Source organism: Rathayibacter sp. PhB151 (assembly GCF_004366415.1).
In the GTDB taxonomy this organism is placed as follows: domain Bacteria; phylum Actinomycetota; class Actinomycetes; order Actinomycetales; family Microbacteriaceae; genus Rathayibacter; species Rathayibacter festucae.
Window position 1 is genome coordinate 18,606 of record NZ_SOEN01000012.1, and the last position, 23,147, is coordinate 41,752.

Genomic DNA, 23,147 nt, shown 5'->3' on the forward strand with positions numbered 1-23,147 from the left:
AAGTCCGACACTGGGGCCGCGGTACCGGGGTCTGGATGCCGAGGCGGCCGTCTCGAAGCAGCGTGCTGCTCTTCGTCCACCGTGTCAGCGGCGTTGCCCGTCGCTACGTAGCGACGGGGGCTGCCACGGATCCGGCGCATCGCCACGCCGGATGCACGCGCCTTCGACGAGTACGACCGTTGCCCTCCATCGCCATCGCGGACGGAAATCAAACAGCCTGGCCGCGGCGGGGGCGGGTCATGTCTGAATCGGGTGGAGTCAAGTCCAGGTTAATGTCAGGCGTAGAAAACCTCTCGTGAGGCGCCGTTGATGTACCCAAGCTGAGTCAGAAGCGCGCGTGAAACGGCTTTGCCAAGCTCGACGGGCACGGCGTTGCCGAGCTGGCGTTGCGCATCGGACCGTGTCCCAACTAGTTCGAAGTCGTCCGGGAAGGACATTAATCGGAGCATTTCTCCGACGCGGAGCCGCCGCGCACGCTCTGTCCCGCCACCAAGGTCGACGTTCTCCCAGTGGAACGGGCCGACCCAGGGTCCGGGCTGCGCCTGGACGGTCGAGGAGGGCCTGTTGGGGTCGAGGCGCAGAAGAAAGGTCCAGTAGCGGCTGCGCCACTCAAAGCGGTCCTGGCCGCCGTACCGGCTGGTGTGCCACAGGTAGTTCTGCCCAGGGGGCACCTCTGCGGCGAGCTGCCCGTACTCGCCGTCGACGATCTCGTCATCGGCAGCCAGCGCGAGGGGAAGATCCCGGAATGCTTCGGCGGCAGTGACATGCGGGATCTTGGTGGAGTCGATCTTGCGATCGCGTTCGCTCCAGCCGGAGTGGGTGGGTTCGGGGAAGGTGAACGCTCCACCGTCCCGGCGGCCAACGACGAACACACGACGGCGCAGCTGCGGGACGCCGAAATCAGCGGCGAGGAGAACCTTCCACTGCGGGTTGTAGCCGAGTTCACCGAGGCTGCGCAGGAGGCGCTCGAACTGTTCGCGGTGGGTCTTGTAGGTGAGGCCCTGGACGTTCTCGAGGATGAACGCCTCGGGTCGTGTCTCGCGGACCATGCGCACGTACTCGTCCAGCAGCGACGCGTTGGGGTCCCGGCTCTCGCGCTTCTCCTCGAGCCAGAAGCCGGACTTGCTGAACGGCGTGCACGGCGGGCCACCGATCAGGAGGACGGGTTCTTCCCGCTTGAGGCCGGCGGTGGCGAGCAGTTGCTCGGACCGGAGGTTGCGGATGTCGCCGGTGAGGGTTTGCGCGTCGGTGAAGTTGGCGCGCAGTGTGGCGAGGGCGGGGTCGTTGTAGTCGGTGGCGACCGCGATGCGCACTAGGCCGGATCCGGGGTCGTCGCGTTCGAGCGGGGATGCGTCGGCGCGTTCGGTGGCGAGGTCGAGGCCGCCGGCTCCGGAGAAGAGGCTGATGACAGGCAGACCGTGTTCCATCGTCGTACCTTCGTTCGTGCCTGGAGGGGGGCGGGGAGGCGGGTTCGCTTCGACGTTCCAGTATCGCCTAGGTATCGTGCCCGGCACCTCTGACACCAGCATCCCGGGCGCCGCCTAGTCTGAGGCGCGGACGAGGAGGGGTGCGGGTGAACGACGAGCTCGGTGGTCGCGCGTACGCGGAGGTCTACAGCGTCTCGGGTCGCGGCGACATCCACGCGTTCCTCGTCGCCGCGGTCGAGCAGGCCGGCGGTGTCGTCCTCTACGCCAGCTCCCCGCAACGCGCCCCGATCTACCTCGGCGTCCAGCTGCCTTCAGGGGAGCGACTTGGGCTGCTCATCTACCCGTTCCGCATGACGAATCCGCAGATCAAGAACCGCCCGCAGAACGAGGTACGGGGGCAGATTCGCTACGGCGGCGAACGCACCTGGAACCGCGTCCACCGCCTCGGCCGCGATGTCGCCGGCGTGGACATCACCCTTGTCCTCGGCGTCGACCTCGACGACGAGGTCATCATCGGCCTGGATCCGCAGCTGTACGAGATCCTCCCGATGGGGATCTCCATTTACGCCAAGACCGCCCAGATCGAGGACACGAAAATTTCCGGGTGGCACGTCTGGGAGAAGGAGAACCGTCCCGGGCCCAGGCGCGAGAACCCGCGCTCTCCCACTCACCTGGAGACCTGGGTCGGGTTCACCCCTGACCGGCTCCTGGACTTCGCGCGCTTCGAACGCCAAGCGTTCGACCTCGCCCTCGACCCGGCGCTGCGCTACAGCGCCGCCGTCAGCGCACGCACCAAGCCCACGCCCGCCGCGTCGGCGCCGCATGCCCTCGAGGAGCAGTTCGACCTCAACAGTCGGCAGATCATCGACATCATCGCCACCCGCAACCGCCTCTCCGTCGCCGTCCGCGGAGGCGTCGCCGAGTACCACCTCCAAGCGCAGCTCGAGGCCAGCCCGGACGTGCGCACCGTGGTCTCCCTCGACGTCGACGCGATGCACGACTTCGACGTCACTCTCACCTCCGGGCAGACACTCCGAGTGGAGTGCAAGAACGCCAGCCCGAACCGGTTCAAGAACGGCGATTACAAGGTCGAGGTGCAGAAGACCCGCGCCTCCCAGAACGACCCCGCCAGTAGGTTCTACCGCGTCACCGCGTTCGACGTCGTCGCCGCCTGCATGTACTCCCCCACCGGCGCCTGGACCTTCCGCTTCGCCCCTACCAGGACCCTCACCACGCACGACCGCTTCCCGGACCGCCTTGCTGCCATTCAGCACATCGACAACACGTGGACTGACAACCTCGCCACACTCCGCGCGCAATGAGAAAGTCCGCGCAGCACCGCTTGCTAGGTGTATATACACCTGCTAGTCTGGAGGCATGATCACGCAGCAGCAGCTCTCTCGGAGCGGCCGTGATGCCTGACCAGCCCAAGACGCCTCTTCACTCCGTCCGAGTGCCCGACGAACTGTGGCAGGCGGCGAAAGCTCGCGTGGCGGAACGCGGTACCTCGGTCAGCGCAGTCATCGTTGCTGCGCTCACCAGCTACGTCACTCAACGTCCATCGACCAGGAACCCAGGCACCCTCATGGAACTCATCGGCACCAACGTCGACAGCAGCGGCTACTACAAGATGTACCTCGACGGACAGACCCTCGTCACCTACATCGGAAGCGACGAGGACTCCGTCGAGGAACTCGTCCGCCAGAACCTCGTCCCCGCCCCCGACTTCACGGCGCCGGAGGATGAGTGGGCGCCGTACGGCGCGAACGGGCACGTCTGCGACATCCACTATCTCGGCGACTACGGCCGCATTGATGGCATCACTTACGAACTGATCGCCGAGTAGCTGATGGTCGGCGGCCCCTTCGTTGCTACGAAGGTCTGACGAGACGAATCGTGGTGCGGTCACACGTCAAGACGATGCACGACATCGTCTGCCGCGGATGCGGCGTAGGCTTCCAGAACCACAACCGCAACCGCGCCTACTGCTCGCGCGACTGCCGGCTGCTGTACCAGTACGCGCTGTTACGCCGGTGCTGGGCAGTCATGAAGAAATTGGTGGTTGCTCGTCGACGCCATATCACCAGCAGACACTCGCTGAAGTTCAGCTACTCAAGGCCAGTCAGCTGATAGAGATAGAGCGATCATCTTTTTCCCTGCTTGGAGACATCACTAATGGCGCAGAAACTGACCCTCATCGATGACCTGGACGGCTCCCCCATCGACGGTGACGGCGGAACTGTCGCCTTCTCCGTTGACGGCGCGAACTACGAAATCGACCTGTCGGAGAAGAACACCGCCGAGCTGCGGCGCGTGCTCGAGAAGTACGTCGCCGCCGGCCGACGCGTGCGCGGCGGCACCAACACACCTGCCACACCCTCCGCTCGGGCGAAGAGCAACCCGGAGCGCTTGAAGGCGATCCGAGAGTGGGCGACTGAAAACGGCCACGAGGTGTCGCCCCGCGGCCGTATCGCCGCTCCAGTCCAGGAGGCATACGACGCCGCCCACTAGGCCAAACATTGGACCGACTCGGTGAGCGGTGCTACGTGGCGACTGGTTCAAGCTCGAGCGACCAGCCGGCCGGCTTGTCGACGGCGCGGCCGTCGCGATCGGTGAACACGTAGAAGTAGAACGTGGACAGCCGCTTGTCGTTACTGCCCGACAGGGCGCCGGCTGCGTAGAGGTGGGTTGACCACTGCTCCCCCACAACGGCCGGTGCCCAGGCGGTGTACTCGTCGGGTTCGAGGATCTCCGAGTTGCCGACGAGGAGGTTGAGGCCCTTCACGGACACGCTAACCAGGGAGAGCGTCGGGTCGGCGCCGGAGCCCGGTTCGAGTTCCGCTGCGGGTCCGCGGTCCATGAGGACGGACACCTCGGCGCGCCGGTTGGTCAGGGATCGTCCTCGCAGGCGCGGGAGTTGCCGTGCGCGCGCGTGTGCGAGCTCGTGCAGCTGGGCGTCGGTAAGCCCGGGCTGTGAGGTGATCCGCTCTCCGGCGTCGGTGAAGAGTGTGCGTTGCATCAAGCGGATGTCGCGCTCGTGCTTGTTGACGATCTTGCGGACGAGTGGCAAAACCATCCCCGGAGTTTAGAGGGAGGGAAGACAGCCCTCGCCGGTCGTGGGACGCTGACGGTATGACGGTTCCCCGCTCTCCTCTGGCGCGAACGGCTCTGTTCGCGAACGGCATGGTGTGGTTCGGGGCGTCGGTGATGTTCTTCGCGATCGCCGGCGAGCAGACCTACGCGGCGTTCACCGGCGAGTGGTTCAACGTCCTCGGGTGGGCGCTGATCCTGGCCGTGGCCGTGGGTTTGGCGGTCGTGGGTGTGATCGAGAACCGGAACATTCGGGCGGGCAAAAAGTTCCGACCGCGCCCTCGGCGCCGATGACTCGCGGGGCTCATGCTGCCCTGGTGGTCTGGCTTCTTCTACTGGCTGGCCTGTTCGTGCTGCCGGTGGCTGCTTCGCTGTTGCAGGCGCGGGACCCGGAGTACACGTGCCTGGTGGACCGGCAGGCGCCGCCCTCGAACGGCATCGACTACGAATGGCAGGTGCGGGGACGGATCACCCCGTTCCCACTGGGCCTGGAGTGCACGTTCATCCGAGAGTCCGGGGAAGAAGTCATCGTTGGTCCGGGCTGGCTGCTGACGCTGTTCGCCGGCACCGCCGGCGCCTTCGCTGCCGCCTCGGTCGCAGCGCTGGTGTGGCGGGCACCTCGACCGGCCTCCTCGCTCCGGAGCGTCACGTAGGCCACGCACGCCGACCAGAGTTCGGCGCGCGTGGCCGGGGGGGGGGGGCTCTCCCCTTTCGTGCGGACCGGACCGGTTCGGGTCGGCCCGCGCGCGCGTTCAGAGCGTGAGCATGCGAACCATCAGGAGCGTGAAGCTGATGGAGGTGCCGGAGTCGTTGTAGTCCTGCGTCGCAGAGTGGTTGCTATGAGATCGAGAGCAGCACGCGCCTTGGCCAAGTGATCCGGCATAGAGGCAGGAGACGGGTGCTCCCCTCCGTTGATCGGTGTCGCTCCCCTATGCTCAGCGCGTGCAGGTGAATCGCAGTCATGGGTTAGGCCGTCAGATCAAGCAGTTCCTGAGCCGGCCGCTGGGTCGTCTACTCGCTGGAGTCCTCGTTGCAGTAGTGCTTGCCGCGATCATCGTACCGATTGCTGTGACCCAGCGGGCAGAGGCGGAGCAACAGGCTGCCGAGCAAGCCGCGTTGGTTAGAGCTAAAGAGGAAGCTGCGGCAGAAGCGGCGGAGGAGCTTGCTGAGGATCAGCAGCAGGCAAGGGACCTAATTGGCACTGCAGAAGCGTTTCTGGCGACGAACCTTGACTACGCCGACCCTGCCGATGTCTCCGGGCTGACGTCCGCGCTCGAAGAGCTTCGCGCTCGCGCGGGCGAGGACGATCCCGTCGTCGTCAGTGACGCGCGCAAGTCGGTGGCGACGCTGATCGCGAAGATCGGCGATCGACCGGAGGTCTACTACTGGTCATTGACCTGCTCCGACTCCTCGGGATATGCGCATCAGTACAGCAACTTCCGCGCCGTGTGGGCCGTCGACGCGGCTGCATTGAAGCTCTCAAGCTGTAACGCCAAGGCACGCTCGGGCGACTACATCAGCGCAGACCAGCAGGCGGCCATCGACTCAGGCGGCGTGATCGATGAGACACGCCTCGGAATCCTCGACTCGATCTGCGCCGCGCTGGGATTCAGCACCTACGGCGGATTGCCCAGCTACTCCGAAGCCCAGATCCTCGAACTGGGCGCGGCTGTGAATCACTGCCCCGACCACCCGCGAGCAGGAGACGTGCGCGCGCGTCTGGACGCGTCGAGCGCCGTGGTCGCGGCGATCGCAAACGGTACACAGTTCCAGGGAGGCGTCAAGCGAGTCGGCACGGACGTGCAGCCCGGCACCTACGCCAGCGAGGGCAAACTAGACGGCTGCTACTGGGAGCGGCAGGACAGCGCCGGAGAAATCATCGACAACAACTTCGTCAGCTCCGCTCTTCGCGTAGAAGTACGTATCGCGGCGACCGACTTCGCCTTCAGCTCCTCCAATTGCGGGACCTGGAAGAAGGTCAGCTAGTCGATCCAAGGGAGTCGAGGGGGCTCTCCCCCCTCGTGCAGGCCGGCGTCCGAGAGAGACGGCACGCAGCCGACGGAGCGAGATAGGTTGAAACCGCGGAGAGGTGAAGAAAACGGGGAATCCGGCCGCGTAGCGGCTCCTGCCGGCGGTGCTCCGTCACCGCTGCGCGAGTGCAGCTCGCGCCCCCGGGACGGGGAAGACCGGGGAGTGTGAGGGGGTCGCCCCTCGCGGGCCGGCCCGGAAGGCCGGCCCGCACCGCTCACCGGCGCGACCGGACGCTCGGAGCGTCGAGGGTTCCGGCGAGGCGGCGGATGATGCGTAGGGCGTGAGCGTGCTGCTCGGCGGTGATGCCGATGCTCTTCGTCGGGGAGTAGGTGAGCAGCCCCGGGGCGCGCATCCAGTTCGCGGCGACCTTCGCCTGCGGCTTGCGCAGCAGCCTCGCGGTCTGGCGCAGGTCGCGCAGGATCGGGTTGGGGCTCGAGGCGTTCATCGCGCATCCGTCTCAGTCGACGCCGGGATGCCAAGGAGATCGCGCACGCGCGCTTCCTGCTCCGGGGTCAGTGGTGCGGTGTCTCCTGTGTCGGCGTTCCCGCCGAGGATCACGGCGCTTCCGTAGACGGGGCTGGGGTAGCCGAGGAGGTTCGCGAGGAACGTGGCGGGGAGGTTGAGGGTGCTCCCGTTGATCATCCCTTCGTCGTCTACCCACAGGTCGATTCCGTGCTCGCAGCGGATCACGTCGAACCAGTGGCAGCCGATCGCGGCCTGTAACTCGGTGATGTGCGCGTCTTCTCCCGGGTCCGCGATGCTCACCGTTTCGAATTCGTCGGCCGTGATGCGAATGGCGTCCATGTCTGCTCTCCTCTTGCTGATCGTTTTTTTTGCCTCTCCGGCGGGAAGAACCGTTTGAGTGGAGGCGGCGGAGTGACGCCGTGATCGGGCGAAATAAGCCCGCAGGGCGCGTCCGATCGCGGTGGCACGTAGCCGGTGGAGCGAAATAGGTTGAGGCCGCGGAGAGGTGAAGAAAACGGGTGGAACGGGCCGCGCAGCGGCCTCCCCTCGGCGGCGCTCCGTCGCCACTGCGCGAGTGCAGCTCGCGCCCCCGGAACGGGGAAGACCGGGGAGTGTGAGGGGCGACCCCCTCACGGGCCGGCCCGCAGGCCGGCCCGCACCGCGTGGCTAGTAGTCGGGGGGCTCGTAGCAGTTGGGGCAGTCGCACGGTCCGCCGTTCTCTGCCCACTCGATGGCCTCGATCTGCGCGGCCCGCTCCGCCGGGGAGAGCGCCTGCCACGCCTCAGCCGACCGTCGACCGATCTCGTCGCTGGCCGCGCGCTCGTCCGGCGTCCGCGGGGTGTCGGTGATCCACCCGTCCCGCTTCCCGGGCGGGGTGAGGAACGCGATCAGGGCGGCGGCGTAGGCGGTGCCGTCGTCGGTGACGGGGAACCCGCCCGGAGTGCCCTCGCCGGGGAGGGTGAGCGTGTCGCGGACGTGAGCGAGGATCTCGACGTCCGAGGCGGTGGCGTCGTCGTCGGACTCGGCGCGGCGGGTGTCCACGATGAGGGCGAGCTGTTCGGTGCTGGCGCTGCCGAAGTCGACGCGGGTGTTGATGATGACGTAGAGCTGTTCGGTGGTGGCGCTGCTGATGTCGATGCGGGTCATGGTCTGGTCCTCTCAGCGGGTGATGGTCGGGGCGTGGCGGCGGAGGGCGGCGCGGCGGGCGTAGGTGACGCACTGGCGGAACGAGCCGGTGGTGAAGCTGTTGAGCTGGTCGGAGTGCCACGCCTCCCAGAGACCGGACGGGCGGCGGGTGATGAGCACGGACGGGACAGTCGCTGGGTCGGTGCCCTCGACGCGGACGCTGACGCCTCGGATGCCCGAGTGGGGGACGTAAGTCTTGGCCGTGGTCCGCGGAATGGTGCTGGTCTGCATGGTCTGGGGTGCTCCCTCTGGCTGATCGTTTTTCTTTGCCTCTCCGGCGGGAAGAACCGTTTGAGTGGAGGCGGCGCAGTGACGCCCATTCCGGGCGAAATAAGGGAGTGCAGCGACCGCGTCCGGAATGGGTGGCACGTAGCCGGTGGAGCGAAATAGGTTGAGACCGCGGAGAGGTGAAGAAAACGGGTGGAACGGGCCGCGCAGCGGCCTCCAACTCGCGGTGCTCCGTCGCCGCTGCGCGGGCGGAGCTCGCGCGCCGGAACGGGATGCCGGGGAGTGTGAGGGGGTCGCCCCTCACGGGCCGGCCCGCAGGCCGGCCCGCCGCCTCTCAGCTCTCGCCGTCCTCGCTCTCGTCGTCGTCGGCGTCGAGGATCTCGGCGATGCGGTGCGCGGTCGTCAGCACCCGCGCGGCCGTCTCGCGGATGATGTCGGCCTTGCAGTCGCTCCACGTCGCGACATAGCCGACGCTGTAGACGCTGGTGTCGAAACCCACGAGCCCGGCGACGACGAACGCAGCGGACTCGGCTTCCGTCTCCATCAGCCCGCGGTGCTGTGCGTACTCCTCCAAGTCATCGACGTGACCCATCAGCACGTGCGCGGCCTCGTGGATCAGGGTCTTCGCGGCCTGCTCCGGCGACAGGCTGGAATCCACGACGACTGTGCGCTCCTCGGGGGCGGCGTAGCCGTTCGTTCCCTGCGGCAGCGGGCGACGCTCGACCGTCCACCCTTCGGCCTCGAGAGCGGCCGTCAGCGGCGCGATGACGCCGTGATCGTGCTCCCCGGTGAGCAGCTGGGCGATGTCTCGGGGATCCTCGGCGCCCTCCATCAGGTCGGTCTGCTCGATCGCAAACACGGACACGAGCGGGTAGTACGTCTGGGTTTTCTGCCCCTTCTCGTCGGTGCTGGTCGTGGTGCCTTCCTCGGGCGCCTCGTCGGCGGCGATCTTGCGCTGAGCGAAGCCGAAGATCTTGATCGCCTTCTCGCCCTTGCGCACCTGGCGGCCCTTCGCCTGCCACGCCTTGAACCCCGCGACCGCGGAGGCGTCCGGGCGCTGAGCGAGGATCAGCAGCAGATTGCCCAGGCTGTAGCGGTGGAACGAGGACGCGAACGCGAGGAACCGGCGCCACTGGTCGGAGTCGCGCAGCGCCTCGACCTGCTCGGTGATGCTCTCGTGCAGCGCCGTCGCCTGCTCGCGGCGCTCCTCCGGCGTAGTGCGGGGTGCGCGCTTCTTCGTCGCGGCGGGCTTGCGGGTCTTCGTGGTGGTGGTCACGGTCGGTTCTCCCTCGGTGGGGATCAGCGGGGCGACATTCTCCGTGGGTCTAGTACACCTGCGGGTCTGTCTGGCTGATCGTTTTTCTTTGCCTCTCCGGCGGGGAAAACCGTTTGAGTGGAGGCGGCGGAGTGACGCCGATTCCGGGCGAAATAAGCCCGCAGGGCGCGTCCGGAATCGGTGGCACGTAGCCGGTGGAGCGAAATAGGTTGAGACCGCGGAGAGGTGAAGAAAACGGGTGGAACGGGCCGCATCGCGGCCTCCGATTCGCGGTGCTCCGTCGCCGTTGCGCGAGCGAGCTCGCGCCCCCCGGCGCGGGGAGACGGGGAGTGTGAGGGGGTCGCCCCTCACGGGCCGGCGGGGCCGGCCCGCCCCGCTCAGCTCGCGGCGGCCGCCTCCTCGGTGGCTACGACGTCCGCCGCGGGGCGGTGCCCCTGTATGTCGGCGTAGGCGACGGAGTAGGGACGGGTCCCGCCGTTCCAGTCGAGGGCGACGGTCACTGTCTTGGGGTTCACGCGGGTCACGGTGCTCCACCCGAACTTGTGCTCGATCACATCGCCCTTGGCGATCGTGTCGCGGCTATGGATCGCGGTCGCACCGGCGGCGGCCTGCGCCTCGCGGACGGCGCTCCAGTAGTCGCGCTCGTCCTCGAGCTGCGCCCGCTCAGCGCGCAGCCGGTCTCGCCGCGCGCCGGTCGCGGGGGCGGTCGTCTCGATGTGGCCGCCGCCGAAATTGTGCGAGCCTCCCTCGATCCGGCGGGTCAGGAGTCTGACGTCGGTGTCGAGGCGGTCGATGCGGCGGGCGACCGTGCGCGGGAGGTAGCGGGCCTCGGTCGTCCCGGCGGCGACGTCGGCGCGGGCGCGGGCGCGGGTGGCCTCGCGGTCGGCCTCAACGCTGCGGCCGAACGCGGCGTCGGCCTTGGCGATCGCGGCGCGGTGGCGGTTCTCGGAGTGGTGGCCGATCTTGATCGGCTCGCCGCCCTCGGGCAGGCGGCGCAGGGCGCGGCGCGCGGCCTCGTCCGCGTCGTCCGCCTGCGCGGCGCGGCGGTCGGCCTTGGCGTCGAGCGCGTCGATGCGGGCGGCCTGGCGCTCGATCTTCGTGCCCTCGACCTCGGCGGCGGACCGGAAGCTCTCGTCAGCGTCGACGGTGACCTCGTGCCCTGCCGCGCGTAGCGCGGCCGCCGCGCGGTTGATGGTCGACCACTTCGGGAGGCGGTCGCGGGACTGCGGGACGTACCAGGCGGCGATGGAGCGGCCCCAGCGCCAGCCGGACGCCTTCAGGATCTCTGCGGTTCCGTCGCCGCGGCTGGTCCCATCGATGACGGTTCCAGCGGCCGGGGTGTGGGTGATGGTGAGCATGCTCTGTCTCCTTTTCGTCTCGGCGGTCAGTCGTTGGCGCGGTAGTCGGCGGGCGTCTCGCTGCGGTCGTGCAGCGCGTACGCGGCGGGGAACAGGTCGAGCGCCCGGGCGACCGCGACCGGCACGACGACGAAGGCACCGGAGGCCATGTAGCCGACTCGGCCCTCCCCCACGGCATCGACGGGCTCGAAGTGCTGCAGCGTCACCCCGACCAGCGACGCGCCGCCCTCGCGGGTGACCAGGTGCACCGCGGGGGTCTGCTCGGTCACGAGGTCGCGACCCCCGGCGCCGACGATGACGACCTCTCGGGCGGTCCGGCTGATGCCCTCCAAGCCGGGGCTGTGGGTGGTCGTGGTGATGACCTCGGTACGGGTGCCGCGCTGCTGGCTCATGGTGTGTCTCCCTCTGGCTGATCGTTTTTCTTTGCCTCTCCGGCGGGAAGAACCGCTTGAGTGGAGGCGGCGCAGTGACGCCGCGATCGGGCGAAGTAAGCCCGCAGGGCACGTCCGATCGCGGTGGCACGCAGCCGGTGGAGCGAAATAGGTTGAGACCACGGAGAGGTGAAGAAAACGGGTAGAACGGGCCGCGTAGCGGCCTCCGACCCGCGGCGCTCCGTCGCCGCTACGCGAGTGCAGCTCGCGCCCCGGAACGGGAGGCCGGGGAGTGTGAGGGGTTACCCCTCACGAGCCGGCGGCGGCTCGCCCGCCACTCCCCCGCGCAGGTGCCGCGGATCAAATACTCATGGCGTTATTCACTCATTTGAGCTAATGAGTAAATGAGTTGGTGAGGTACCGGCCAATGCGACTACGGAGGCATGTGGGAGCTGGTACACCGGACGCGCGCGGAATTGGCATCAACGGTGGTGCGCAGCAGCGCGGTGACGAGCGCCGCGGCGATCGCGGAAGTGCGCGCCGCGATCCCGGAGGATCACGTCGTCCTCTACGTGCTCCGCGTTGAGAACTGAGCGGGCGGTCTACTCCGCCGCGGTCGCCGCGGCGCGGCGGTTCGCGGTCGTGGTGACGACGGCGGTCGCGCGGGTGAGGTTGGGTCCGATGGCGTCGGCCTCGAGGACGCGGCCGGTGCGGCGGTTCTCGCCTTCGCCCCACGCGACGGTGCGCTCGTAGCCGACGACGATCACGGCGTCTCCCTTGTGGAGGGAGGCGAGGACGTGCTCACCCAGCTCGAACTTCGCTTCCACGAAGTGCGTCGTCGGCGCCTCGTGTGCAGTCCACTCTCCCCCGCGGAACTCGCCGGTGTTCTCGATCACGCGCAGCTTCACGATCTGCACGCGCCCGGCTTGCACGGCCTCGGGGTCGGCGGCGAGATTGCCGGTGATGGTCCTGGTGCTCATTTGCCGTCTCCTGCTCGTGCGGTTCGTTCGTCCCGCTGACGTCGACGGGATCTCCTTCGCGGCCTCGGCCGCGGGGGTGTCGATGGGGGTCGGCTCGATGCCCCAGGACGCCAGAGCGTCGCGCTGGGTGACCTCGACCGGCGGCTCGGACAGCGCTCTGCGCTGTTCGAGCTCGGCGCGGGTCGAGGCGTAGGCCGGAAGGCGTCGCTCGTCGCCGTAAGCGACGCGGTAGAGCCGATCGGCCAGGAAGTCGAGCGCGTCGATTTCTCCCTGCCGATCGGCCTGCCCGGCGAGATACCCGGCACGGTACTCGTCGCTCGAGGCGTCCGGCCCGGTCATGCCGCGTGCTTCTCGATGAGGTCAGGGCGGAAGCCCGACCAGTGGTCCTGATCGCTCGCGACGACCACGGGGGCGGCGGAGTAGCCCAGCTCCTCCGTGATGTACGCGAGCGCTGCGGGGTTTGTCGTGATGTCCACGACGGTGTACTCGATGCCCTTCTTCTCGAGCACCCGGTAGGTCATGGTGCACTGCACGCACGACGGCTTCGAGTAAACGGTCAGCGCCATGAGTCTCACTCTCCTTCCGGGTGGTGGGCGTCGCCCTCGTCGTCGTCGGTCGCGTGCTCCGTGATCCACAGGTCCGCGGCCTCGTCTCGTCCGAATGCTCGCAGGAGTCCAGCCAGCGCGTCGACCTCACCGCAGTTCAGCCGCGAGGCCAGGTCATCGGCTAGCTCCCCGTGCGAGAACACGGACAAGAACTCGGCCAGCGCCTCGGGAAGGGTCGGCGTCTGCATCGTGGTGGTGGTGGCGCTCATGGTCTGTCCTCTCTTCGCCTCTCCCCCACGTTTTTGCCGTGATTCTCAATCAGATTTGTCAAGCCAGCGGGGGTGGTCTGGCTCGGTCGTTCTTCCTTCTCTCTCAGCGTTTTTTGCCTGGAAGGCACGTAGTGCCGAGCAGGGTCGGAGGTGGGAGCGCAACCCGGAGGGCGGAGGAGGAGATGTTGTCGGCGCGATGTAAGGGAGCGCAGCGACCGCGTGCCGAGAACGTCGGAGGAGCCGGCCGCGCAGCGGCTTGCGTGGACGCCGCAGGCCCGTACGCTGCCGAAGGCTTCCAGGCAAAATGCGCGCAGCGCTCAGCACCGCCGCCGACCGGAGGTCGGCGTCCGCTCGTGTCCGTGAACCGCGACGCTCGTCGCGGCGGCTCTCAGTGGTCTTCGGTGAGGTGGCGGTAGATGGTGCCGCGGGAGACGCCGAAGGTCTCGGCGATCTGCTGGACCGTGTACGTCTTCTCTTCGTACATCGCGCGCGCCTGCTTCGCCTTCGTGGGCGTCATCTTGAAGCGTCCGCCGCCCTTGCGACCGCGGGCTCGAGCGGCGGCGAGGCCGTCGTGGGTGCGCTCGACGATGAGGTCGTGCTCGAACTCGGCGATCGCGGCGAGCATGTGAAAGAACAGCCGCCCGCCCGGAGTGGTGGTGTCGATGCCCTGGGAGAGAGCCTTCAGTCCGACGCCGCGCTGTTGGAGGCCGTCGGCCACCTCTTTCAGGTTCCGCACGGACCGTCCGAGGCGGTCGAGCTTGGTCACGACGAGGGAGTCGCCCTCGCGGAGGTAGTCGAGAGCGTCCTCGAGCGCGGGACGCTTCGCGAGCACTCCGGAGGCGTGCTCCACGAAGACCTTCTCGCAGCCGGCGGCCGTGAGCGCGTCGGTCTGAGCGTCAGGGTTCTGGTCTCTGGTCGAGACGCGCGCGTATCCGATCGCAGCCATGAGCTGACTGTACTGCGAACGTAGGTCACGGGTCATAGGTCTCGGACACGAGTTGTGGAACACGACGCGCCGATCGCGGCGGTACGCTGCCCGGCCGTCTCGTGAACGATCGTCCACGGACAGGCTGCCGAGCCAGGTGGGAGTGCGTGACATCTGCTGTCGAAGATGGCTCGCATCGCAGACGTGCAATGATCTGCGTATGGATGCAGATAGTAGGAGATGCGGTCGTGAGCCGGACGGTGCGTTCGTGGAGCTCGCGGTGGAGGTGTTCGCGATGCTGGCCGATGCGACGCGGGTGCGGTTGATCCTCGCGCTGCGGGACGGCGAGAAGTCGGTGAACGAGCTGGCGGAGCTGGTGGGGAAGTCGCCGGCGGCGGTGTCGCAGCATCTCGCGAAGCTGCGTCTGACGCGGATGGTCACCACGCGTCAGGACGGTACGCGCGTGTTCTACGGGCTGGCGGACGAGCACGCGAGCCAGCTCGTGACCGACGCCATCTTCCAAGCCGAGCACTCCCTCGGCGGGACACCTCGCCATCACCACGCGCCGTCGGATCAGACCTCGTGAGCGCCGCTTCCTCCCCCCGCGGTAGTCACAATGAGCATCTCGACGCCCACCACGACCATGACCACCACCACGAGCCCGCCGAGGAACACTCTCACGGCCCAGAGGGGCACTCGCACCCGACCGGGTTCAAGGGGTTTCTGCACGGGCTGTTCGTGCCGCACTCTCACGACGCATCGGACTCGATCGATGACGCGCTGGAGGCGAGCAAGGAGGGGGTTCGGGCGCTGAAGATCAGCCTGGTCATCCTTCTCGCCACGACCGTCCTGCAACTGGCCGTCGTCACGATCTCGGGTTCCGTGGCGCTGCTGGCGGACACCATCCACAACTTCTCGGACGCCCTGACAGCCGTGCCGCTCTGGATCGCGTTCATCCTCGGACGCCGAGCGGCGACCCGCCGCTACACCTACGGCCTCGGACGAGCGGAGGACCTCGCAGGTCTCTTCATCGTCGCCGTCGTCGCCCTCTCGGCGATCATCGCGGCCTGGCAGTCCATCGACCGTCTCGTGAACCCGCAGCCTCTCGAGAACCTGGGCTGGGTCATCGCCGCTGGCGTCATCGGATTCGCGGGCAACGAGGCCGTCGCGATCTACCGCATCCGCGTAGGCCGCCGAATCGGATCCGCCGCCCTCGTCGCGGACGGCGTCCACGCACGGACCGACGGCTTCACCTCGCTCGCGGTCGTCGTCGGCGCGATCGGAGTGCTGCTCGGCTTCCCACTCGCCGACCCCCTCGTGGGTCTACTCATCTCCGCAGCGATCATCGTGCTGCTGTGGGGCACCGTCCGCTCCATCGGCCGGCGACTGATGGACGGCATCGAACCCGACCTCCTCGACCGCGCCGAAGCGACCCTCCGCCACACACCAGGCGTGCTCGCAGTTCCCCGACTGCAACTGCGCTGGGTCGGCCACCGCCTCCAGGGCGCAGCCACCCTCGTCGTCACGGACGGCACGCTCGCCGAAGCGACCGCGGTGATCGAGGATGCGCGGCACCGACTGGGACACGCGCTCCCCCACCTCGACGAGATCCACCTCCAGCCGACCATCGCGGCCGAACACTGACCAGCTGGCGCAACCGCCGTCACGGCACCCTCTGACAGTCGTGACGAGATCGGGAATTCCCTGCGGGTTCCGCCCGTTGCCCAATACCCCCGGGGGGTATAGCTTCGGGAACAGGTCGGAAGCGACCAGGAGGAGTCATCATGGCGCAGCACCACTCACCGGCACACGAGCACGAGGCCAAGACACCGGGTGAATCTCATTCGGCCGCGAACATCGGGCACCACGTGAGTACAGCGCCCGATGGACAGGCAGGGCATCAGATGCAGGGCTCGCCGGACCCTCATGCCGGCCACCAGATGACGCCCGGCGCGGACTCGCACGACGGGCACGGCGGGCACGGCGGGCACGGCGGGCACGGCGGGCACGGCGGGCACGGCGGGCACGGCGGGCACGGCGGGCACGGCGATCATGTAGGGCAGTTCCGGCGGTTGTTCTGGATCATGCTGGTGTTCGCGGTGCCGGTGGTGGGTTTCAGCGGCATGTTCTCGATGATCCTGGGCTATCCGCTTCCCGATGCATCGTGGATTGCGTGGATCTCCCCGGTGCTGGGCACGGTCATGTATGTGTGGGGTGGCCGGCCGTTCCTGCAGGGGGCGGTGTCGGAGCTGCGCTCTAGGACGCCGGGGATGATGCTGCTGATCGCTTTGGCTATCACGGTCGCGTTCCTCGCGTCGTGGGGTGCGAGCGCGGGGCTCGTGGATCACGAGTTGGACTTCTGGTGGGAGCTGGCGCTGCTGATCGTGATCATGCTCCTCGGGCACTGGATCGAGATGCGCTCCCTCGCGCAGACGTCCACCGCACTGGACTCTCTCGCGGCACTACTGCCGGATGAGGCGGAGCGAGTGCGCGACGGTGAGGTGGAGAAGGTGTCTCCCGCGGACCTCGTGCAGGGGGATGTCGTGATCGTGCGTCCCGGCGGCCGGGTGCCGGCCGATGGCCGAGTGCTCGAGGGCACCGCGGACGTGGATGAGTCGATGATCACCGGGGAGTCCCGGCCGGTCAGTCGCGGCCCAGGATCGATGGTCGTGGCCGGAACGGTCGCCACTGACACGGCGTTGCGGGTGGAGGTGACGGCCGTCGGAGACGACACCGCTCTCGCCGGCATCCAGCGCCTGGTCACGGAAGCGCAGAACTCGTCCTCCCGCGCGCAGCGCATCGCTGATGTCGCCGCCGCGTGGCTGTTCTGGTTCGCGTTGGGCGCGGGAGTGATCACCGCCATCGTGTGGTCGCTGCTGGGCAGTCCCGACGAGGCTGTGATCCGCACCATCACGGTTCTGGTCATCGCGTGCCCGCACGCGCTGGGACTCGCGATCCCGCTGGTCGTGTCCATCGCGACCGAGCGCGCCGCGAAGGGCGGCGTCCTCGTCAAGGACCGTCTCGCGTTGGAGAGCATGCGCACGGTGACCACGGTCCTGTTCGACAAGACGGGCACCCTGACCAAGGGCGAGCCCACTCTTGCCGCCGTGCACACCGTCGACGGGGTGACCGAGGAGCAGCTGCTCGCGGTCGCCGCGGCGGTCGAGACGGACAGTGAACACCCTCTCGCTCAAGCGATCGTGGGAGCTGCGAACAGCCGCAATGTGCGGGTGCCGGCAGCGACCGGTTTCCAGGCGTCGACCGCTGTCGGCGTCACGGCGCAGGTCGAGGGCCGCACGGTGAGCGTCGGCGGACCGTCCATGCTGCGCGCCCACGACGTTGCTGCGCTCGAGCAGACGCGCGCGTGGGAGGCGGAGGGGATGATCATCCTGCACGTCCTCGCCGGCGGTCGCGTCATCGGGGCTCTCGGGCTGGCGGATGAGGTGCGGGAGGAGTCCCGGCAGGCTGTCGACGCGCTGCACGCGATCGGCGTGCAGGTGGTCATGATCACCGGCGACGCGGAAGCGGTCGCCCGCACCGTGGGCGAGGAGCTCGGCATCGATCGGGTGTTCGCCGGCGTGAAGCCGGAGGACAAGGCCGCGAAGGTCATCGAGTTGCAGCGCGAGGGCCGACGGGTCGCGATGGTCGGCGATGGCGTCAACGACGCTCCCGCTCTCGCGCAGGCCGACGTGGGAATCGCGATCGGCGCGGGCACCGACGTCGCGATCGCATCCGCCGGGGTGATCCTCGCCTCCGATGACCCCCGATCGGTGCTGTCCGTGATCGAGCTGTCCCGCGCGAGCTTCCGCAAGATGAAGCAGAACCTGTGGTGGGCGGCTGGCTACAACCTGCTCTCCGTCCCGCTGGCCGCGGGCGTGCTCGCCCCGATCGGGTTCGTGCTGCCGATGTCGGTGGGGGCTCTGCTGATGTCCGCATCGACCGTCGTCGTCGCTGTGAACGCGCAGCTGCTGCGCCGGCTGGACCTCACCCCTCAAGCCAGCACCCGGTCAGCGCTGGACCGAGGGAAAGACGTCGCCGGACAGCCGCAGGTATCACGCCGCGAGGTCAACGAGCTGTCCTAGCCGCCCCGCCGCGGAAGCGTGGCGTCCGGCCCTGGGAGCCGGACGCCGCGGGATGGCTCACACGGCTATGGCGCGGCGGCGAAGGAGTTCCCGGACCATCGGGTAGGCGGTGAGGAATCCGAGGACGAGCCCGATCTGCATAAGGAAGAGGAACCGGATATCGGTCGGAGCCGGCATGAAGTTCCCGAAGTGCATGAGAAGCATCCAGCCTCCCATGCCCACATCGAAAGCCACCACCGTCAGTACCGCCGCCACCAGCGCCACCCCGGCACGTCGTTCCGCGGTATCGCGGGACGCAGGTGCGGCGAAGAAGTATTCGAAGACGAACAGCAATCCGATCGCCAACAGGGCGATGACGATGATCAGCACCCACAGGTTCGTGCCGGCGATGGTCAAACCGCTCGCCACGACGAGCGGCACCCCGATGAAGTGCCCCACCGTCGCCGCGGCACCACCGGACGTACTTCCCGCGACCGCGTCGCGGCTGAGACGATCATCCAACCCGACCTGGCTAGGTGAGGACGCGGCGGTGCGGTCCCTGCCCCATCTGCGGAACGCCCAGACGGCGACCGGGCCCAGGAATAGCGCCGCGACGGGCCACACCAGGTTCATGGCTGCGTTGCGTTGACGGTGCTGCCGAACGACGATCTCGTACAGAACCACGATCGCACTCAGTACTCCCAGCGCGACGAAGAACCAGGACACGGGTGTCAGCCAGTCCGGAAAGGCGGGTTGCATGGACGTCATATCCGTCATGTCATCGTTCATGGTCGTCGTTTCCTTGTCGGCTCCATCGAGTGGAGCATTTCGTGAGTGTGCGATGGGTAGAAGGTGAAGGGGGTCGGGCGTCTAGTACGGCGGCCGTGCAGAGGTTCTCGTTACGAGGACGGGCGCAGCACCGTCCAGGTGAGGCCGTAGTCGCGGCTGGCGACGATGCCGCGGTCATCGGCGGCGAGGACCCATCTCTCCTTGCCGTCGACGATCGCGAACGCCTCCGGGGTTCCCGTGAGAGCTCCGTGGCTCTCCCAGCTACCGTCTGCGTTGCCCGTCCACACGGTTCCGTCGACATCGACGCCGACCAGTTCCCCGCTTGCGCTGCTTTCCACGAGGTACAGCGCCGGAGCGCCGGGGACAGGCTGGAACGTGATCCCGGCGTCGTCGCTGACCTGCAAGCCCGTCTCGGTGGTCGCGAACACCCGGTCGGGGCGTTTCGGATCAGCGCTCAGATCGCGCAGCGCCAGTTGCGCCGTCGACGTCCAGCTGGTCCCGGAGTCGTCGCTGCGGCGGATCGTGGCAGCACTCGCGTCGTATCCGTAGACGCGGGTTCGGGAAGGATCCAGCGCGACGGTCGCGAGGTCATGGAAGTCCGTCTCGCCGCTGAGGGAGAGCGGATCCCATGTCGCGGCCGCGTCGGTGCTGCGGATCAGGCCCAGGTTCGGGCCGGGCGCTGTCGTGTCGGCGGGATCCGGGTGACCGGAGGCGTAGAACATCCCCTCCGGGGTGATCGTGAATCCCATGGTGTCCTGCGCCCGGCCACCGATCGGCCCCGTGCTCCCGGCCGTTGCGTCCGCGGCGGGGTAGGTGCCCGGCAGCGAGTCGGTGGGGATCACCCACACTCCCGAGTGCGCGGCCGCATAGGTGAGTCCCGTCGCCGGATCCCAGCCGAGCCCGTGTACGTGCTCCAACGCCTCCGGCGCCTTCGCGTTCTCGCGGGATGCTGCTGCGGAGCAGCCGGTGAGGAGTGCCAGGGTGAGGGTCGCGCCGAGCAGATGGGCGAGACGGTGCGGGCGATGTTCAGTCACGGGTGACTCCTGTAGCGCTCATGAAGGATTCCGGGCCGACCCGCGTCCTCGGCGGGTGCCACGAAGCGGGGGTGGGGGTGGTGTGGCGTGTCTCCCGCACCGAAGTGAGCGCTCAACGCTTTCGTCCGGTCAGCGAGGGTGGAGGTGCGCTCAGCCAAGTCCGACGCCCAGATCGCTCATGAAGCCCTCCGCGTCCACCGGTGTCCCGTCGATACGGGTTTCGAAGTGGACATGACAGCCGGAGGACGCTCCGGTGGAGCCGACAAGCGCGATCGGGTCACCGGCGGCGACCGTATCGCCGACGTCCACGAGCAGCTCGCTGTTGTGCGCGTACCCGGTTTCGATGCCGTCGCTGTTGGCGAGCAGAATCCAGTTGCCGTAACTGCCGGCATAGCCGGCTTCTTCGACGGTGCCATCGGCGGCTGCGACGACGGGTGTCCCGCACGGTGCTGCGAGATCGGTGCCCTTGTGGAACGCGCTCACACCGGCCACCGGTGCATCCGGGCGCGGACCGAAGGGGCTCGAGATGCGTCCCTCAATGGGCAGCATCCAGGCCTGGGATGCCACATCCGCGTCCGCGGTCGACGTTGCGGTGTCATCGGATGCGTTTTCGACCATTTCCGTGGCGACGGCGGTGGACACCAGCACCTCGGGTTTGGCTTCCGCGCCGAACGAGTCCCGCGTGACGGTGCGCTGCACCGCACCGGCGGCGACGAACGTCTGCGGCTGCACCTCGCCCGCGGCAAGAGTCGCGGTCGTGGTCGGGATGCCCTCGACAGCGAACGCGGGCATGGAGGAGGTCACCGCGATCATCGCAACGAGAGTCATCGCAGACACTCCCGCCAGGCGCGGCCGCATCGTGCGCGTTCCCGGTGAGACCTGGCGTGGGCGAGCCGCGACGCGCGCGGCATGTTGCAACGCCTGGGCGTCGGCTCGCGAGGGTGCCGTGTACGTCACCCGGCGTCCCTGGGCGAGCGCAGCCTGCCTTGGGGAGGTCTCGCGGGTGCGGGTTCGGGTGCGGTGAACGTCGCGGCGGCGCGGGTCGCTCGTCGGCGTCGAGGAGGCGCTCACCGGGCAGCTCCCGAGCGAATCGGACGGAGGTGAAGAGGAAGGTGGTGCATAGGGGACGTTTCTGGTTCGAGCGCCCTCGATAGGCGCGAAGAAGTTGAGGGGTGGGGATCGCCGGGTACGGCGACCCCCACCGGGGCGCGCCGGTATCACGCGCGCCCGGGCGCGGCGCAGCAGAGCTGCACCCGCCCAGGAGAGGGGGAAGGGGCGTCAGGAAGTCGGGTCAGCGGGACGCGAGGAGGTCCTGCATGGTCGCGATCTCCTCGGTCTGGGTCTGCACGATCATCTCCGCCATGTCGATGGCGTCAGCGTTCTGGCCCTCGTCGACCTCGGTCTGCGCCATCTCGACGGCGCCCTCGTGGTGCATCATCATCTGCTCGAGGAACAGCTTCTCCGCCTCGGCGCCGGCCGCGCCCTCCAGCGAGGACATGTCCTCATCGGACATCATCCCGTTCATGCTGTGATCCATGCCCGACATCGAATCGTCAGCACCCCACGCGGTGATCCATTCCTCGAGCTGAGCGATCTCCGGACCCTGCGCTTCCTTGATCTGCGTCGCCAGGGCGGTGACGTCGGTGCTGATGCCGTCCTTCGCGAGGATCATGTCGGCCATCTCCACTGCCTGCTCGTGGTGAGGCTTCATCATCTGCGCGAACGTCATGTCTTGATCGTTGAAGTCTTCCGCCGCCGTCGCGGACGATGAAGACGGTGCGGCGGACGCGGAGGAGGTGCTGTCGCCCATTCCCTCCATGCCGCTCGTTCCGGAGGAGCTGTCCGAGCAGGCGGTCAAAGTGATCGCGGTCGCCAGGGCGAGAGTCGAGGCGAGAAGAGTGCGCTTGGTGTTCATGGGTGTCTTATCCGTTCAGTCGGTTGCGGAAATCGCCGGAACCGCGCCCTGCGGGCGCGGTGATGAGGTCGCAGCGGACACTGCGACAACATGGGCGAATCAGGTGCGACTGATCGACAACACCGTCAACGACGGCAAATACACGTGGAACCTCGCGTGCGGAACCAGCAGCATAAGACGCGGACCCGCGTCCAACACGCGCGCGAACATGGCCGGCACCCGCGCCAGGAGGATCAAGGAGGCGAGGAAGAAGACGATGACGCACGTCACCGCCATCAGAGCGCACCCCATCGCGCAGCTCTCATCACACGGGATCATCGGCACGACCGCGCCATGATCGGCGCCGGCCGCAAGAACCATCCCACCGGTCGAGCCGGCCATCGGGTCGGCGTGACCATCGGTCTGCGGGTGCGTGTGTCCCGTGGACGCAGACGCGTCGGCGTGGCTGCCCATCATGGAATGCATCGCGAACACGCCCAGCAGCAGAGCCGCCAGCGTCAGCACCACGACCACCGCGCGCGTCAGCGGTGTGGACAGTGAAGAAACGACGTTGCCGCTCATCATCAACACCTCCGAAACCGCTGGATACTCGTTCGAGGGGCCCACGAGGAACGCCCATGCATACCCCCCTAGAGTATGCAGAAAGCAGCCAGAGCGGCTGAAAACCCTCTCTGTACCCATCCGAGCCGCACAAGCAGCGGACGAGCTGCACCAACACCCGGGGAACGAGGACACCGTGACCGAGCAGACGACCGAGCACAACGACACTGCCGCACCCCACGGCTACATCTCCGACAAGGACCAGTACCTCCGCCGCCTGCGACGCATCGAGGGGCAAGCCCGCGGCTTGCAGAACATGGTCGAAAACGAGCAGTACTGCATCAAGATCCTCACCCAGATCTCCGCGATGACCAGCGCTCTGGAATCCGCGGCATTGGGCCTGCTGAACGACCACCTCAACCACTGCGTTCTCGAAGCCGCCGCGGCCGGCGGCGACGAAGCGAAGATCAAGCTACAAGAAGCCTCCGACGGCATCGCCCGCCTCGTCCGCTCCTAACGCGCCCAGCGCGACCAGGTTCGCTTCGAGCCAGGCCGTCCTCGCTGCGCCCCTCGCGCCCCTGAGGCTGACGGCATCGGCCCCCGACATTGAGCGAATGAGACCCGGACCGCGATGAACGACCGTGGCGCTCCTCGCTCT

Annotated in this window: 28 protein-coding genes; 10 read left to right on the forward strand and 18 right to left on the reverse strand. The window is 67.9% G+C overall.

The window, feature by feature from the left end; translation table 11 throughout:
* Positions 1-275: 275 nt before the first annotated feature.
* On the reverse strand, positions 276-1,427 hold the full coding sequence (gene dcm, locus EDF35_RS18960; protein ID WP_133963452.1) for a DNA (cytosine-5-)-methyltransferase: 1,152 nt from the start codon (positions 1,425-1,427) through the stop codon (positions 276-278).
* A gap of 146 nt (positions 1,428-1,573) precedes the next feature.
* On the opposite strand from dcm, the gene EDF35_RS18965 reads away from it, so the two are divergent.
* From EDF35_RS18965 to EDF35_RS18975, 3 genes are all read left to right on the forward strand, one after another.
* Complete coding sequence (locus EDF35_RS18965) at positions 1,574-2,749, forward strand: hypothetical protein (protein WP_133963453.1); 1,176 nt, start codon at positions 1,574-1,576, stop codon at positions 2,747-2,749.
* 131 nt (positions 2,750-2,880) lie between these two features.
* Entirely contained in the window at positions 2,881-3,273 is a 393-nt protein-coding gene (locus EDF35_RS18970) for a hypothetical protein (protein ID WP_133963454.1), read from the forward strand.
* A gap of 329 nt (positions 3,274-3,602) precedes the next feature.
* Positions 3,603-3,938 carry an Lsr2 family protein gene (locus EDF35_RS18975; RefSeq protein ID WP_133963455.1) on the forward strand — a complete coding sequence of 112 codons (336 nt, stop codon included), beginning with the start codon at positions 3,603-3,605 and terminating at the stop codon, positions 3,936-3,938.
* A 31-nt stretch (positions 3,939-3,969) separates the two neighbouring features.
* Here EDF35_RS18975 and EDF35_RS18980 read toward each other — a convergent pair whose 3' ends face one another.
* A complete protein-coding gene (locus tag EDF35_RS18980) occupies positions 3,970-4,503 on the reverse strand; it encodes a hypothetical protein (protein ID WP_133963456.1) in 534 nt (177 codons plus the stop codon).
* A gap of 56 nt (positions 4,504-4,559) precedes the next feature.
* Between EDF35_RS18980 and EDF35_RS18985 the strand changes: the two genes are divergently transcribed.
* The 3 genes from EDF35_RS18985 (at position 4,560) to EDF35_RS18995 (ending at position 6,503) form a co-directional block, all read left to right on the forward strand.
* Positions 4,560-4,811: a hypothetical protein gene (locus EDF35_RS18985; RefSeq protein ID WP_133963457.1), complete on the forward strand. Its 252-nt coding sequence runs from the start codon at positions 4,560-4,562 to the stop codon at positions 4,809-4,811.
* A 23-nt stretch (positions 4,812-4,834) separates the two neighbouring features.
* The gene (locus EDF35_RS18990) at positions 4,835-5,170 is read left to right on the forward strand and encodes a hypothetical protein (RefSeq protein WP_133963458.1); all 336 of its coding nucleotides are present in this window, start codon (positions 4,835-4,837) and stop codon (positions 5,168-5,170) included.
* A 289-nt stretch (positions 5,171-5,459) separates the two neighbouring features.
* Positions 5,460-6,503 carry a hypothetical protein gene (locus EDF35_RS18995; RefSeq protein ID WP_133963459.1) on the forward strand — a complete coding sequence of 348 codons (1,044 nt, stop codon included), beginning with the start codon at positions 5,460-5,462 and terminating at the stop codon, positions 6,501-6,503.
* 259 nt (positions 6,504-6,762) lie between these two features.
* Here EDF35_RS18995 and EDF35_RS19000 read toward each other — a convergent pair whose 3' ends face one another.
* The 11 genes from EDF35_RS19000 to EDF35_RS19050 form a co-directional block, all read right to left on the reverse strand.
* Positions 6,763-6,993 carry a hypothetical protein gene (locus tag EDF35_RS19000; protein WP_133963460.1) on the reverse strand — a complete coding sequence of 77 codons (231 nt, stop codon included), beginning with the start codon at positions 6,991-6,993 and terminating at the stop codon, positions 6,763-6,765.
* Positions 6,990-7,352, reverse strand: coding sequence for a DUF3846 domain-containing protein (locus tag EDF35_RS19005; RefSeq protein WP_133963461.1), 363 nt, complete (start codon positions 7,350-7,352; stop codon positions 6,990-6,992). The genes EDF35_RS19000 and EDF35_RS19005 overlap by 4 nt, the downstream gene beginning before the upstream one ends.
* A 327-nt stretch (positions 7,353-7,679) precedes the next feature.
* Positions 7,680-8,159, reverse strand: a complete 480-nt coding sequence (locus EDF35_RS19010) for a hypothetical protein (protein WP_133963462.1) — start codon at positions 8,157-8,159, stop codon at positions 7,680-7,682.
* 12 nt (positions 8,160-8,171) lie between these two features.
* Positions 8,172-8,429 carry a hypothetical protein gene (locus EDF35_RS19015; RefSeq protein ID WP_133963463.1) on the reverse strand — a complete coding sequence of 86 codons (258 nt, stop codon included), beginning with the start codon at positions 8,427-8,429 and terminating at the stop codon, positions 8,172-8,174.
* Positions 8,430-8,760: 331 nt separating this feature from the next.
* Complete coding sequence (locus EDF35_RS19020; protein ID WP_133963464.1) at positions 8,761-9,702, reverse strand: ArdC-like ssDNA-binding domain-containing protein; 942 nt, start codon at positions 9,700-9,702, stop codon at positions 8,761-8,763.
* Between the two features lie 377 nt (positions 9,703-10,079).
* A complete protein-coding gene (locus tag EDF35_RS19025) occupies positions 10,080-11,060 on the reverse strand; it encodes a DUF3560 domain-containing protein (RefSeq protein ID WP_133963465.1) in 981 nt (326 codons plus the stop codon).
* A 26-nt stretch (positions 11,061-11,086) separates the two neighbouring features.
* A complete protein-coding gene (locus tag EDF35_RS19030; RefSeq protein WP_133963466.1) occupies positions 11,087-11,452 on the reverse strand; it encodes a hypothetical protein in 366 nt (121 codons plus the stop codon).
* Between the two features lie 581 nt (positions 11,453-12,033).
* Positions 12,034-12,750, reverse strand: a complete 717-nt coding sequence (locus EDF35_RS19035; protein WP_133963467.1) for a single-stranded DNA-binding protein — start codon at positions 12,748-12,750, stop codon at positions 12,034-12,036.
* Positions 12,747-12,977 carry a glutaredoxin-like protein NrdH gene (gene nrdH / locus EDF35_RS19040; RefSeq protein WP_133963468.1) on the reverse strand — a complete coding sequence of 77 codons (231 nt, stop codon included), beginning with the start codon at positions 12,975-12,977 and terminating at the stop codon, positions 12,747-12,749. Before nrdH ends, EDF35_RS19035 begins: the two co-directional genes overlap by 4 nt.
* Before the next feature lie 5 nt (positions 12,978-12,982).
* A complete protein-coding gene (locus EDF35_RS19045) occupies positions 12,983-13,225 on the reverse strand; it encodes a hypothetical protein (RefSeq protein WP_208323103.1) in 243 nt (80 codons plus the stop codon).
* 388 nt (positions 13,226-13,613) lie between these two features.
* Positions 13,614-14,171: a recombinase family protein gene (locus EDF35_RS19050; protein WP_055794451.1), complete on the reverse strand. Its 558-nt coding sequence runs from the start codon at positions 14,169-14,171 to the stop codon at positions 13,614-13,616.
* Positions 14,172-14,370: 199 nt separating this feature from the next.
* On the opposite strand from EDF35_RS19050, the gene EDF35_RS19055 reads away from it, so the two are divergent.
* The 3 genes from EDF35_RS19055 (at position 14,371) to EDF35_RS19065 (ending at position 18,232) form a co-directional block, all read left to right on the forward strand.
* A complete protein-coding gene (locus tag EDF35_RS19055; protein ID WP_082499403.1) occupies positions 14,371-14,736 on the forward strand; it encodes a metalloregulator ArsR/SmtB family transcription factor in 366 nt (121 codons plus the stop codon).
* Positions 14,733-15,794, forward strand: a complete 1,062-nt coding sequence (locus tag EDF35_RS19060; RefSeq protein ID WP_082499404.1) for a cation diffusion facilitator family transporter — start codon at positions 14,733-14,735, stop codon at positions 15,792-15,794. The genes EDF35_RS19055 and EDF35_RS19060 overlap by 4 nt, the downstream gene beginning before the upstream one ends.
* Positions 15,795-16,090: 296 nt before the next feature.
* Positions 16,091-18,232 carry a heavy metal translocating P-type ATPase gene (locus EDF35_RS19065; protein ID WP_243840070.1) on the forward strand — a complete coding sequence of 714 codons (2,142 nt, stop codon included), beginning with the start codon at positions 16,091-16,093 and terminating at the stop codon, positions 18,230-18,232.
* 57 nt (positions 18,233-18,289) lie between these two features.
* On the opposite strand, the gene EDF35_RS19070 is transcribed toward EDF35_RS19065, so the two are convergent.
* From EDF35_RS19070 to EDF35_RS19090, 5 genes are all read right to left on the reverse strand, one after another.
* Positions 18,290-19,000 (reverse strand): DUF4396 domain-containing protein, encoded by a 711-nt coding sequence (locus tag EDF35_RS19070; RefSeq protein ID WP_133963470.1) that lies wholly within the window; start codon positions 18,998-19,000, stop codon positions 18,290-18,292.
* 110 nt (positions 19,001-19,110) lie between these two features.
* The gene (locus EDF35_RS19075; protein ID WP_056045812.1) at positions 19,111-20,034 is read right to left on the reverse strand and encodes a F510_1955 family glycosylhydrolase; all 924 of its coding nucleotides are present in this window, start codon (positions 20,032-20,034) and stop codon (positions 19,111-19,113) included.
* A 150-nt stretch (positions 20,035-20,184) separates the two neighbouring features.
* Positions 20,185-20,847 (reverse strand): M23 family metallopeptidase, encoded by a 663-nt coding sequence (locus EDF35_RS19080; RefSeq protein WP_162239041.1) that lies wholly within the window; start codon positions 20,845-20,847, stop codon positions 20,185-20,187.
* 478 nt (positions 20,848-21,325) lie between these two features.
* Entirely contained in the window at positions 21,326-21,844 is a 519-nt protein-coding gene (locus EDF35_RS19085; RefSeq protein ID WP_347876898.1) for a DUF305 domain-containing protein, read from the reverse strand.
* Between the two features lie 204 nt (positions 21,845-22,048).
* Positions 22,049-22,510, reverse strand: coding sequence for a hypothetical protein (locus EDF35_RS19090; RefSeq protein WP_133963474.1), 462 nt, complete (start codon positions 22,508-22,510; stop codon positions 22,049-22,051).
* A 175-nt stretch (positions 22,511-22,685) separates the two neighbouring features.
* Here EDF35_RS19090 and EDF35_RS21320 point away from each other — a divergent pair, with 175 nt between their 5' ends.
* A complete protein-coding gene (locus tag EDF35_RS21320; protein WP_133963475.1) occupies positions 22,686-23,006 on the forward strand; it encodes a metal-sensitive transcriptional regulator in 321 nt (106 codons plus the stop codon).
* The last annotated feature ends 141 nt before the right edge of the window (positions 23,007-23,147 follow it).